Origin of the sequence: Nonomuraea sp. NPDC046570, from assembly GCF_040645915.1 — a bacterium.
Classification (GTDB): Bacteria; Actinomycetota; Actinomycetes; order Streptosporangiales; family Streptosporangiaceae; genus Nonomuraea.
The window spans coordinates 330816-343361 of the sequence record NZ_JBEYZF010000004.1; the positions used below are offsets into that span (position 1 = coordinate 330816).

The window sequence follows — 12546 nt, forward strand, 5'->3', positions numbered from 1 at the left end:
GGTGTACGTCCCTCTGGGAGGCGGCATGTCGACGCACGATCTCTACACCATCCCCACCGAGCTCTCCACCTGGAACGTGGAGATGGCCGGCGCCAGCCGGTTCACCTGGGAGTACGACGACGGCAGGGATCGCATGCTGGCCCTCTACCAGAAGGGCAAGGACAAGCAGTGGGACTCCACCAAGCGGATCGACTGGGACCTCGAGGTGGACCCGTACAACATCCTCGGCATCCCCGACCAGTCCATCGCGATCTACGGCACCCCGCTGTGGGAGCGGATGGACGAGAAGACCCGCAAGGAGGTACGGCTGCACGGCGCCGCCTGGCAGTTCTCCCAGTTCCTGCACGGTGAGCAGGGCGCGATGATCTGCTCGGCCAGGATCGTGGAGTCCGTGCCCGACCTCGACTCCAAGTTCTACGCCGCCACCCAGACCATGGACGAGGCCCGGCACGCCGAAACCTACGCCCGCTTCCTGCAGGAGAAGGTCGGGGTCGCCTACCCGATCAACCGGCACCTCAAGGCGCTGCTGGACAGCACGCTGTCGGACTCGCGGTGGGACATGCCGTACCTCGGCATGCAGGTGCTGATCGAAGGGCTGGCCCTGGCCGCGTTCGGCGTGATGCGCGACATGACGACCAAGCCGCTGCCCAAGCAGATCCTCGCCTACGTCATGCAGGACGAGGCCCGGCATGTCGCGTTCGGGCGGATGGCGCTGCGCGACTACTACAAGAACCTCAGCGAGGCCGAACGGCGCGAACGCGAGGACTTCGTGATCGAGGGCTGCTACCTGATGCGCGACCGGCTGCGCGGGGTGGAGACCTGGGAGACGCTCGGCCTGTCCGCCTCCGAGGTCGCCGAGGCGATGGAGGCGACCGACCGCTCGCAGTACCTGCAGATCTTCCGCTCCCTGCTGTTCAGCCGCATCGTGCCGTGTGTGAAGGACATCGGCCTCTGGTCGCCCCGGCTGCAGCAGGCGTACGCGGACATGGGCGTCCTGGAGATGGCCGGACAGAACCTCGAAGCGCTGATGAAGCAGGACGAGGACATCGCCGAGAAACTCGACGCCGAACGCTTCACCACCGAGGAAGCCGAACGCCACGCCGAGGTAGCCGACACCATCGCCCTGGGCTCCACCACATCTTGATCTCCTCAACCCGCGGGCGATTCCCCCACGGGGAGGAGGTCATTGTCCTTGCTTTCAGGCCCCCGAGGTCGAAGGGCTGGAGATGGTGGCGATGAGTTCTCTGAGGACCTGGAGGAGGAGGTCGATGTCGGGTTCGGTGGTGCGCCAGTTGAGGATGGCCGGGCGTAGGGCGGTCATTCCCTGGTAGGTCGTGGTTCCGGCGAAGAAGCGGCCGTCCGCGATCAGGGCTTCGCCGAGGCGGCGGTTCAAGGCGTTCAGTTCCTCTTCCGGCACTCCTGCCGGACGGTAGCGGAAGCAGACGACGCACAGTTTCACCGGAGCCAGGAGCTCCAGGTCGGGGGCCGCCTCCACCGCCGCCCCCAGCCGGAGCGCCAGGTCGTGGTGGCGCTCCACCATCTCCCGGTAGCCCTGCCTGCCGTACGCCTTCAGGGTCGCCCAGATCGGCAGCGCCCGTGCCCGCCGCGACGACTCGGGCCCGAGGTTGTTGTAGTTGACGTGCGGATCGTCGGCGGGCGGCAGGTAGTGCGCCCCCCACGCCCCGAACGTGCGGTACATCAAGGCGGGATCGCGCACGAACGCGAACCCGCTCTCGTACGGCACGTTCAGCCACTTGTGCCCGTCGGAGGTCACCGAGTGCGCCCGCTCCACCCCCTTGACCAGATGCGCCAGTCGCGGCGAGGCGGCGGCGAACAGCCCGAACGCGCCGTCCACGTGCAGCCAGGCGCCGTGCCGCTCGGCCAGGTCGGCCAGCTCGTCGATCGGGTCGAAGTCGCCGGTGTTCACCTCCCCGGCGTTCCCGATGATCACAGCGGGGGCGCCGAGCTCGGTCAGCGCCCGGTCCATGGCCGCCACGTCCGCCCGCCCGGCCGCATCCCTGGCGAACACCTGCACGCCGTCCCGCCCGCAGCCCAGCATCTGCAGCGACTTGCGGCTGCTCGGATGGACGTATCCGCTGGACAGCACCGGCATCCGGGGCAGGCCGTACAGGCCGTCGGCGGCCATGTCCACGCCGAGCCGCTCGCCCCACCACTGCCGCGCGCAGGCCAGCCCGGTGAGGTTGGCGAAGGTGGCGCTGGGGGTCAGCACGCCGCCGTACGCCTCGGGCAGCCCGAACAGGTCCTTCAGCCAGTCCAGCGCGACGCTCTCCGCCCTGGTGGCGAACGGCGAGGTCAGCCAGAGCCCGCACGCCTGGTCGAGCAGCCCGGTCACCCAGTCGGCGGCCTGCGCGGCGGGCGTCGAGCCGCCGACGATGAAATGGTAGAAACGCGGCCCGGACGTCTGCGTGCCCGCGGCCGTGCCGACGGCGAGCAGTCGCTCGACGCTGGCCAGCGTGCCCTCGCCGTCCTCGGGCAGCGGCCCGTCGAGCAGGTCGAGCAGGCCGTCGGCGCCGCTGTCGTGCACGAGCCGCTCATCCAGCGAGCCGAGGTACGGCCCCGCCGCCTTGGCCACCAACTCCAGCGCCGCGGGAGCCTGGTCCCGCTCGTTCAAAGGATCACTCATGACCGCAGCACAGCACGTTCCGACCGTTTTCGGAAGGATGGACAGCCCGAAAATGGGTTGATCCCACGTATTAGCCTGGAAGGGATGCCTCCCGATACGAACACTCCCCGTCGTCCCATGCTCGCCTCCAACTCCCTGTGGCGGATGAAGTCCTATGTCCGCCCCTACGTCGCCAAGCTGGTGCTCATCTGGCTGGCCGCGATCGCCGGCATCGGCACCGGCATCGCCCTGCCTCTCGTCGGCATGCAAGTCATCGACGGCCCCGTGCTCGGCGGCGACCCCGGCGGCCTGCTCCCGCTGGGCCTGCTCGCGCTCGCCCTCGGCGTGGTCGAGGCGTTCCTGATCTTCCTTCGGCGCTGGACCCAGACCGGCCCGGTGCTCGGGCTGGAGACCAGTATCCGCGACGACCTGTACGAGCACCTGCAGCGCCTGCCGATGAGCTTCCACGGCGAGTGGCAGTCCGGCCAGTTACTGTCGCGCGCCACCACGGACCTGTCGACCATCCGCCGCTTCCTCGGCTTCGGCATGCTCTTCCTGGTCATGAACGTCATCCAGCTCACCACGGTGACGGTGGTGCTGCTGAACATGTACTGGCCGCTCGGCCTGCTGGTGGCCGCGTCGGCGGTGCCGATCGTGCTGGTCTCGCTGGGTTTCGAGAAGAAGTACATCCGGATCTCCCGGCAGGTCCAGGACGAGCAGGGCGACCTGGCCACGCTGGTCGAGGAGTCGGCGATCGGCATCCGCACGATCAAGGCGTTCGGCCGCCGGCACCATGTCTACGACCGTTTCGACGACGCGGCGCTCAAGGTGCACGCCACGTCGATGGACAAGGTCAGGCTGTCGGCCCGGTTCTTCACCTTCCTGGAGGTGATTCCGAACTTCACGCTCGCGCTGGTGCTGCTGCTCGGCGCGCTCGCCGTCGGGTCGGGCGCGCTGACGCTGGGCATGCTGGTCGCCTTCACCACGCTGATGCTGCAGCTCGTCTGGCCGATCGCCTCGCTCGGCTACATCCTGGCGATGGCGCAGGAGGCGATGACCTCGGCCGACCGCGTCATGGAGGTCATGGACACGGTGCCCGAGATCGAGGGCGGCACCGAGACGATCGAGCAGCCGCGCGGCCACCTGCGCCTGGAGAACGTGGAGTTCCGCTTCCCCGGCGCCGACCAGCCCGTCCTGCACGACGTCAAGCTGGACGTGCGCCCCGGCGAGACGGTCGCGATCGTCGGCGCCACCGGCTCGGGCAAGACCACGCTCACCTCGCTGGTCCCCCGGCTGATCGACGTCACCGGCGGCCGGATCACCATCGACGGCCACGACGTGCGCGAGCTGTCGCTGCCCGCGCTGCGCTCGGTGGTGGCCACCGCCTTCGAGGAGCCGACGCTGTTCTCGATGAGCGTGCGGGAGAACCTCACCCTCGGCCACCGCGAGGCCACCGACGACGACCTGCGCGAGGCGCTGGAGGTCGCCCAGGCCACGTTCGTGTACGACCTGCCGTGGGGGCTGGACACCCGCATCGGCGAGCAGGGCATGTCGCTGTCCGGCGGGCAGCGGCAGCGACTGGCGCTGGCGCGGGCCGTGCTCAGCAAGCCGAAGATCCTGGTGCTGGACGACACGCTGTCCGCGCTCGACGTGGAGACCGAGGCCCTGGTGGAGGAGGCGCTGCGGCACGTGCTGCGCGAGGCGACCGGCATCGTGGTCGCGCACCGCGCCTCCACGGTACTGCTGGCCGACAAGGTGGCGTTGCTGAGGAACGGCACGATCACCCATGTGGGCCGCCACCACGACCTGCTGGCCGAGGTGCCCGAATACCGCGAGCTGCTCGCCCAGGACGCCGATCTCGACCCCGACCTCGACTCGGAAGGGCTGGTCCGATGACGCAGGTGGCGGAGAAGGGCAACGCCTGGCGCGGCGTGGCCTCCGAGGACCAGGACTCGCTGTCGGAGGATGTGTCGGTGCTGCTGCGGGAGCGCTCCCGCAGGCTGCTGGGCGACCTGCTGCGCCCGCACCGCAAGTCGATCGCGCTGCTGACCGCGATCATCGTGGTCTCGAACGCGGCCGGTCTGGCCATCCCGTATCTGGTGAAGGTCGGCATCGACTCCGGCATCCCGCCCATGCTGAAGGGCACGGGGCCGGGCACGCTGCTCACCGTGGTCGCGGTGATCCTGGCGGCGGCGGTGACCCAGGCGCTGACCCGGCAGGTGTTCCTGCAGCTGTCCGGCAAGATCGGGCAGAACATCCTGCTGGAGCTGCGGCGCAGGGTGTTCGACCACTTCCAGCGGCTGTCGCTGTCCTTCCACGAGAAGTACACCTCGGGCCGGGTCATCTCCCGGCTCACCTCCGACATCGAGGCGATCGCCGAGCTGCTGCAGTCGGGCTTCGACGGCCTGGTGACGGCGGTGCTGACCATGTTCGGCACGGCGGGCCTGCTGCTCGTCCTCGACGTGCACCTCGGCCTGGTCGCGCTGGTGCCGCTGCCGATCCTGCTGCTGTTCACCCGCTGGTTCCGGCGCCAGTCGTCGATCGTCTACCGGCGTACCAGGGAGACGGTGGCGCTGGTCATCGTGCACTTCGTGGAGTCGATGACCGGCATCCGCGCGGTCCAGGCCTTCCGCAGGGAGCCGCGCAACCAGGAGATCTTCAAGGAGCTCAACGACGACTACCGCGGCGCGAACGAGAGCAGCATGCGCCTGGTCGCGCTGTTCATGCCGGGCGTCAAGCTGATCGGCAACGTCACCGTGGCGGGCGTGCTGCTGTACGGCGGCTACCTGGCCTTCTCCGGCGAGGTGACGGTCGGCGTGCTGGCCGCGTTCCTGCTGTACCTGCGCCAGTTCTACGAGCCGATGCAGGAGATCAGCCAGTTCTACAACACGCTGCAGTCGGCGGGCGCGGCGCTGGAGAAGCTGTCGGGCGTGCTGGAGGAGGAGCCCGAGGTGGCCGAGCCGAAGCGGCCGGCCGAGCTGGACCGCTCGCGCGGCAAGGTGCGCTTCGAGGGCGTGCGCTTCTCCTACGTCGACTCCATGCCGATCCTGCCTGGCCTGGACCTGACCGTGCCCGCCGGGCAGAGCGTGGCGCTGGTAGGCGCGACCGGCGCGGGCAAGACCACGCTGGCCAAGCTGATCGCCCGCTTCTACGACCCGACCGAGGGCCGGGTGGAGCTGGACGGCGTGGACCTGCGCGACCTGGACGAGCCCACGCTGCGCAGAGCCGTGGTGATGGTCACCCAGGAGAACTTCCTGTTCTCCGGCACGATCACCGAGAACATCAGGTTCGGCCGGCCCGGCGCCTCGCAGGCCGAGGTGGAGGCCGCCGCCAAGGCGATCGGCGCGCACGAGTTCATCGCCGCGCTGCCCGACGGGTACGAGACCGAGGTCGGCAAGCGCGGCGGGCGGATGTCGGCGGGCCAGCGGCAGTTGGTGGCGTTCGCGCGGGCGTTCCTGGCCGACCCGGCGGTGCTCATCCTGGACGAGGCCACCTCCAGCCTCGACGTGCCCAGCGAGCGGCTGGTCCAGCGGGCCCTGCGGACGATCCTGGCCGACCGCACGGCCCTGATCATCGCGCACCGCCTGTCCACGGTGGAGATCGCCGACCGCGTCCTGGTCATGGAGCGCGGCGAGATCGTCGAGGACGGCGCCCCACAGCGCCTCATCAAGGCCTCGGGCCGCTTCGCCAACCTCCACCAGGCCTGGCTGGACAGCCTGAGCTGACCCTCCGCCCGCGGCTTCGCCGTCCCTCCCCGGGTACGGCGAAGCCGCGACCGGGCCGGAGCCTCAGTAGGTGATGTGCCGCCGTACCGGGCTCAGCAGTGGTGTGGCGTCCGGCTCGGGGGGCGTGGCCGGGGGAATGAGCTCCGGGTGCGTGGCCAGGTAGCCCGCGGGGAACGTGGTGACCACGTCGGACCCGCAGTGCGGGCAGGTGGTGCCCGAGGACGGCGGCTGGACGCTCACGCCGGAGCGCATCCACACGTCGACCTCGTTGCCGTGCCGATCGGTCACGCGCCTGACGATGTACTCCTCCTCCCACACGTGCCAGCAGTTGCGGCACTCGAAGGGCCAGACCTTCACCTCTTCGTTCACGGGATCACCCCCACTCTCACTTTCGAGTGTCCGCCCGTCCACCGCCGTGCGCAACCGCCCCGTCACCGGCCGCTGGAGGTGGCCACGAAGACCACCGCCCCGGCCACCACGCACAGGGTGCCGACCCAGGCGAGCTGGGCGTCGAACCGATCGTCGAGCGGGTCGCCGGCGTGCAGCGCCCGCTGCACCCTGCGGAACCGCACACCGGTCCTGACCAGCAGGATCCCGCCGCACAGCGCGGCGAGCGCGAACGCGGCCGTGATCGGAGCCGCCAGCCCGGCCCGGACGGCCAGGCCCGCCGCGCCGAGCCCTCCCGTGGACAGCGCCACCGCGGTGCGCACCCAGGCCAGGCGGGTGCGTTCGCTCTGCAGGCCGGGGTCCCAGATCTCGCTGGACATGTCAGATCGCGAGCAGGATGAGGACGAGCGCGACCACGGCGACGGCGGCGACGCCGTACCCGAAGACGGCGGCGAGGGCCGGGGGCGGCAGCGGGGACTGGTTGCGCAGGGCGCGCTGGATGTTGCGCCAGCGCGGGTAGGCCATGCCCGCGGCCAGCGCGGCCAGGGTGACGAGCATGACCGCCAGGGCGGTGCGCACCCAGGGGACGAAGACGTCGCCGGAGACGGCCGCTATGGCCACCCCACCGGCGCTGAGCGCCAGGGAGGTGCTCAGCCAGGTGAGGAAGGTCCGCTCGTTGGCGAGCGTGAACCGGGGATCTGGCTCGGTGCCGTTCATGTTTTCGACGCTAGTTCAGCCCTATTTCCCCTAGAGATGCCGGGATACAGTCCTATGATCGAACGGACCCGCGGTCAGACCAGAGGTGGCGTTTCCCATGCCGGCACGGAACTCGCCCGAAGGCGAGAACTCCGCCGAGCCTGCCGCCAAGGAGGGGGGTCCGTGGGCTTCCACGACGATCAGCGTGCTCGGCACCTACGCTTTCAGCACGTTCACTGAGCTGTTCCAGCCGTTTCCGTCGCCGTTCCGGCAAATTCTGCCTTTGGTGATCGGCACGGTCATCGCTGTGGTGGTCCACGAGTTGAGGAAGCGCATCTCCCTGGTTCCGCCGTGGCCCAGGATCTGGACGCGAATATCGTCCTTTCTCGTGATCGTCGCCTGGGGGGCGGCGGGCGCCGGATTGGTCGGCCTGGTGTGGAGTGTGCGCCAGGTGGTCGTCGACAAGCCGTGCCGGGCGGCCACCGAGCTGCGCCTGGTCACCGCGCCGGAGAACGTGCTGAAGCTCAGGGAACGGGCCGAGGAGTACACGAGGCTGAATGTCGGCGACGGCTGCGCCGCCGTACGGCTGACCGTGGCGCCGGCGCCGTCGGTGACCGACCTGATCTACGGCCTGGACACCGGGTGGGAGCGCAACGACAACCGCGAGGAGTACGAGCCGTACGTCCGCCTGCACGGGCTCCAGCCGGACGCGTGGGTCGCCACCAGCACCGGTGAGGCGGACTACGTGCGCTCGCAGGCGCTGCGGAAGGACCTGCTGGCGCCGGGCGGCGCGTCGGTGGGCCGGGAGCAACTGGTGCTCGCCCTGCTCCAGCCCAGTGCCGAGGCCCTGACCCTGCGGCTGTCGGATCCGGAGGAGCACCCGCTGCGCCAGGTGTGGCAGACCGTCGGCGAGCTGGGCATGTCCATCGCCCGCCCGTTCCCCGAGACCTCCAGCGCGGCGCTGATCGGCACCTCCGACCTCTTCGCCGCCTTCACCTCGGCCGCCGAGCGGAAGGAGGTGGAGCAGGCGATGATCTCGGGGCCGCTGCGCACCGACACGGTCCCCTCGTTGTTGTGCGCCTTCCACGGCTCGCGTGCCAAGGAGCGGGTCGCCCTGCTCGTTCCGGGTCACAGCGTGGACGACTACAACGACGGCCGGGTCACCGAGGAGGACGACGCCGTCGGTTGCCCCACGGGCGGGCAGCACGGCAGGGCCAAGCTCGCCGGATTCCGTCCCGCGGGGGCGAGCGTGCTCGACTACCCGTTCGTCAAGGTGAACTGGCCGGGCCAGACGACCGCCGAGCGCCAGGCGATCGTCGCTGACTTCGAGAAGTGGCTCGCCGGTAGGCCCCTCTACGGCGACACCACCCGGGACGGGGTCGCGCCGGTGCACGCCGAGCAGTTGGCCAGGACGCTCGGCGACCTCCAGGACACCCTCCGCCCCGCCCGCGACCTGCATCTGGTGCTGGACCAGTCGGGCTCGGCCCTCGGCCCGGTCGGCACGCGGGTGGCCGAGGGCCTGCGCGGCCTGTCCGGCGTGCTCGGCCCCAGGGACGGCGTCCGGGTCTCCGGGCTGGCCAGCAGGCGCGAGCACGGCTCCGCCGAGCTGCGCCCGATCGCGGACAGGAGGGGCCGCGACAAGCTCGACGTCCTGGCCAGGAAGATCGAGGCCGCGGGGTTCAGCGGCTGGGACGCGCCGGTCTCCGCCGCGCTGGGCGCGATCCCCGGCAATCTGGCGCAGGGGGTGATCGTGCTGACCGACGGCCGCCTGTTCGACGACGAGGGCGACGATCCGGCCGCGGCCCTCGGCGCGGCGCTGGAGCGGGAGCCTCTCGTCTCGGGGCTGCAGGTGCTGGTGCTCGGGCAGCGTCCCTGCGCGGTGACGGGCCTGAAGGGCACCGCCAAGCCGTACTCCTGCCTGACGGCTGGAGACGATCTGGGCGAGGACCTGGCCAAAATGATCATTTCGAGCAGGGGGCGCTGATGAAGGTCCCGCCATGGCCCGCCGTCGCCTTCGTGGCCGCCGCCGTAGTGGCCTGGTACCTGCTGCCCGGCCCGCTGGGCGGCCCGGAGCGGACCGGCACGCCCGTCCACGTCCCCGTCACCCCCGCGCCGGTCGCCACCGCGCCGCACCCGGATTGCGTCAGGCGCAAGAACCTGTCGGTGGCCACGGGCGACGACATCAGCGCGGGCAGTTTCAGGCGTGAGGTGTTCAGGCAGTGGAACGAGGCCCACCCGGACGCGACGCTGATCGAGGTGTCGGGCGGCACCGACGAGCGGCGGGCGCAGATGGCCGCGCCGGCCCAGGCGGGCAGTTGCGAGTACGACGTGCTGATCCTCGACGTGGCCTGGGTGGCGGAGTTCGCCAGGCTCGGCTACATCCAGCCGATCCCCTTCGACCCCAGGGGCTTCCTGCCCGCCCTGCGGAAGACGGCGATGGTGGACGGCGAGCTGTACGGCGTGCCGTTCGCGGCCGACGCCCCGCTGGAGTTCCAGCGGACGGACGTGACCGACGGCCTGTACGCCCTCCAGCTCGGCGACACGGAGAGCGGCACCATCAACCTGCTGGAGATGATCGGGACGGCCGGCGGGCACATCGTCGGCGGCGACGAGAGCACCGACGTCACCCTGGGCGAGGAGCGCGAGCGGACGTGGCGGGCGCTCAGCGGCTGGAAGGTGCGCACGACCGGCGACCAGCGGGTCGGCGTGATCGAGCAGTCGCTGGACGACGACGAGGACGAGAGCCTGCTGGCGTTCAGGAACGGTCAGACGGCCGCGAAGGAGCCGGTCGCCTACATGCGCAACTGGCCGATCGCCTTCCACCGGCTGGCCGCCGACCCGCTGACGATGCGCGACCCGGCCCGGAAGGACGCGCTCAGGTTCCGGGTGCGGGCGCTGCCGGGCGGCGTGCTGGGCGGGTCGGTGCTCGCGGTCTCGCGGCACACCGCCAGGCTGCCTGAGGCGATGCAGCTCATCAGGGAACTGACCGGCCATCGGGCGCAGGCCGAGCTGTTCGCCTGCGGCGGCTACGCGCCCGTGCTCACGTCGGTGTACGACGCGTACGCGGGCGCGGGTGCCAGGGACTGCGCCGCGCTGTTGAGCGACGCCAAGCCCAAGCCCGACTCCGAGCCGGTGGCGATCTCGGCGGCTGAGCTGAGCGGCCTGGCCGCCGAGATCCGCAGGGCGATCGAGGGCGCGAGCGGCTCGGAGACGGGCGACGACGCGCGCATCCGCCCCAAGTCGGAGTTCTACGCGCGCTTCAGCGAGGCGTTCCGGCGGTGCGCGCGTGGCGCGATGGCGGGAACGGTCTCCGAGGAGGCCTTCTTCGCCTCGGCCGAGATGCTGCGGGAGGCGCTGAAGGGCAGGATCACCGCCGAGCCTCCGTGCTGAGGGGTCAGCTGCAGGCGTTCTTGAGCTTGGTCAGGTAGGCGGCGGTGTCGGTGCCGACCTTCTGGACCGCGTCGACGGCCTCGTTGGCGGTGTTGACGTTCAGCTTGCTCAGGCTGTTGGCCAGGTCGTCGGTGGCCTCCTTGAGCGTGGTGTCGGCCGCCTTGTCGGCCACCTCGCCCAGCTTCTTGCCGGCGGCGTTGAGCTCCTTCTCCATCGCCGCCGGGTCGTCGACCAGGGCGCCGATCGAGGCGACGGTCTCAGTGATGATCTTGGGTGCCTCCAGGCAGGCCTGCGCCTTGTCCACCGTGGCGTTGATCTCGCCGCAGCCAGTGGCGAAGACGATCACGGAAAAGGCAGCGAGGGGCATGAACCGGCTCGTAGTGAGTCGCATACGGGTGACCCTACCCAACAGCCGCGCCCCTCGCGGGCTCAGAGTTTGCCGAAACAGGGGCCGTCCATCTTGTACGACTGGGCGGTCGAGCCGGTGAAGAAGTCCTTGACGATCGTCACTCCGGTCGGCGCCGTCTCGTCCACCTTGTTGACCAGCGTCTGCCGGAAGGTGGCGGCGTCGGGGTCCCCGGCGAAGTTGCCCGCCTCGGGCGGCAGCATGCCCTCGTAGTCGACCGTGGAGAGCGTCTTCACGGCCGCGAGCAGGCCCTTGCGGCTGATGTCGCCACCGGCCGCCATCTTCTCCAGCGCGGCCTTCATCGGGTACGCCCAGGCCCAGCCCGAGGTGTAGCCGTCGTTGGGGGTCACGCCGGGCAGCGCGGCGCGCATGGCCTGGTGGCCCGGGGTGTCGGAGCCCCATGGCTTGCCCGTCGCCGACTGCTCGTACAGCGCCTTCAGCGCCGGGGCGGCCGGGGACTTCAGCAGCGCCGGGTTCCAGGTGGGCCCGGTGCCGATGAAGCGGCCCTTGAAGCCCGCGGCGGCGGCCTGGCCGACGATGGCGGCCGCGTCGGCCGGTCCGGTGGTGAGGATCACCAGGTCGGGCTTGTTCTTGGTGATCTCGGTGATGGCCCGGCCCTGCTCGGTGGCGCCCGGCGGGGTCTCGACCGCGGTGAAGGAGAGCTTGTTCCGCTCCGCGGCGACCTTCGCGCCCGCGGCGGCGTCGGCGCCGTAGTCCCCGGCCAGGTGCACGGCCATGACGCTCTTCGGCTTGTAGACCTCCATCGCGTAGTCGACGGAGTTCATCGCCTCGACGCAGTAGTTGGAGCCGGTCTCGACGATGACGTCCTCGAACTCCCAGGCCGAGGTCCACGAGGCGGGCGCGGAGACGACGCTGTTCGCCTTGAGGTCACCGATGATCGCGGCGGTGGTGGGCGAGCCGAGCGTCTGGGCCAGGCCGAGCACCTTGTCCTTCATCTCGTTGTAGACCTGGCGGTGCACCTCGGGGTTGTACTTGTTGTCGCGCACATAGGTCTCGACGTCGACCTCGTACTTGCCACCGATGCCGCCCGCGGTGTTGACGCGCTTCCAGAACGCCTTCTGGGCGTCGGTGATCGGTACGGCCAGGGCCGCGAACGGCCCCGCGGTCAGGTCGGAGATCGTGCCGAGGTAGACGCAGCCCTTGGTCTTGTCGAGGGCCTTGGGGCAGGGTTCGCTGGTCACACCCGTCGACACGGCGGCCTTGCTGTCCTGGTCGTCCCCCCGGAAGACACCGCACGCGGACAGAAGTGCCACTACCGCGACGCCGGTCACCAGATAGCGACTCTTCATGAGAAATCC

General features: G+C 70.3%; 11 protein-coding genes. 5 read left to right on the forward strand and 6 right to left on the reverse strand.

Features of this window, described 5'->3' with window-relative positions:
• Positions 1-25 precede the first annotated feature (25 nt).
• Positions 26-1144: a ferritin-like domain-containing protein gene (locus ABZ911_RS09785; protein ID WP_358053879.1), complete on the forward strand. Its 1119-nt coding sequence runs from the start codon at positions 26-28 to the stop codon at positions 1142-1144.
• Positions 1145-1198: 54 nt separating this feature from the next.
• Here ABZ911_RS09785 and ABZ911_RS09790 read toward each other — a convergent pair whose 3' ends face one another.
• The gene (locus ABZ911_RS09790; RefSeq protein ID WP_358053881.1) at positions 1199-2644 is read right to left on the reverse strand and encodes a pyridoxal-dependent decarboxylase; all 1446 of its coding nucleotides are present in this window, start codon (positions 2642-2644) and stop codon (positions 1199-1201) included.
• An 84-nt stretch (positions 2645-2728) separates the two neighbouring features.
• On the opposite strand from ABZ911_RS09790, the gene ABZ911_RS09795 reads away from it, so the two are divergent.
• Complete coding sequence (locus tag ABZ911_RS09795; protein ID WP_358053882.1) at positions 2729-4519, forward strand: ABC transporter ATP-binding protein; 1791 nt, start codon at positions 2729-2731, stop codon at positions 4517-4519.
• Entirely contained in the window at positions 4516-6348 is a 1833-nt protein-coding gene (locus ABZ911_RS09800; protein WP_358053884.1) for an ABC transporter ATP-binding protein, read from the forward strand. Before ABZ911_RS09795 ends, ABZ911_RS09800 begins: the two co-directional genes overlap by 4 nt.
• Before the next feature lie 63 nt (positions 6349-6411).
• Here the strand turns inward: ABZ911_RS09800 and ABZ911_RS09805 are convergent, their stop codons facing one another.
• From ABZ911_RS09805 to ABZ911_RS09815, 3 genes are all read right to left on the reverse strand, one after another.
• Positions 6412-6717: a hypothetical protein gene (locus ABZ911_RS09805; protein WP_358053886.1), complete on the reverse strand. Its 306-nt coding sequence runs from the start codon at positions 6715-6717 to the stop codon at positions 6412-6414.
• Positions 6718-6779: 62 nt separating this feature from the next.
• Complete coding sequence (locus ABZ911_RS09810) at positions 6780-7115, reverse strand: DUF202 domain-containing protein (protein WP_358053887.1); 336 nt, start codon at positions 7113-7115, stop codon at positions 6780-6782.
• Position 7116: 1 nt separating this feature from the next.
• Positions 7117-7452, reverse strand: coding sequence for a DUF202 domain-containing protein (locus ABZ911_RS09815; protein ID WP_358053889.1), 336 nt, complete (start codon positions 7450-7452; stop codon positions 7117-7119).
• 97 nt (positions 7453-7549) lie between these two features.
• Between ABZ911_RS09815 and ABZ911_RS09820 the strand changes: the two genes are divergently transcribed.
• Positions 7550-9415, forward strand: a complete 1866-nt coding sequence (locus ABZ911_RS09820; protein WP_358053891.1) for a hypothetical protein — start codon at positions 7550-7552, stop codon at positions 9413-9415.
• Positions 9415-10821, forward strand: coding sequence for an extracellular solute-binding protein (locus tag ABZ911_RS09825; protein ID WP_358053892.1), 1407 nt, complete (start codon positions 9415-9417; stop codon positions 10819-10821). The genes ABZ911_RS09820 and ABZ911_RS09825 overlap by 1 nt, the downstream gene beginning before the upstream one ends.
• Before the next feature lie 4 nt (positions 10822-10825).
• Here the strand turns inward: ABZ911_RS09825 and ABZ911_RS09830 are convergent, their stop codons facing one another.
• Positions 10826-11212: a hypothetical protein gene (locus ABZ911_RS09830; protein ID WP_358053894.1), complete on the reverse strand. Its 387-nt coding sequence runs from the start codon at positions 11210-11212 to the stop codon at positions 10826-10828.
• A gap of 38 nt (positions 11213-11250) precedes the next feature.
• A complete protein-coding gene (locus ABZ911_RS09835; RefSeq protein ID WP_358053896.1) occupies positions 11251-12537 on the reverse strand; it encodes an ABC transporter substrate-binding protein in 1287 nt (428 codons plus the stop codon).
• Positions 12538-12546 lie beyond the last annotated feature (9 nt).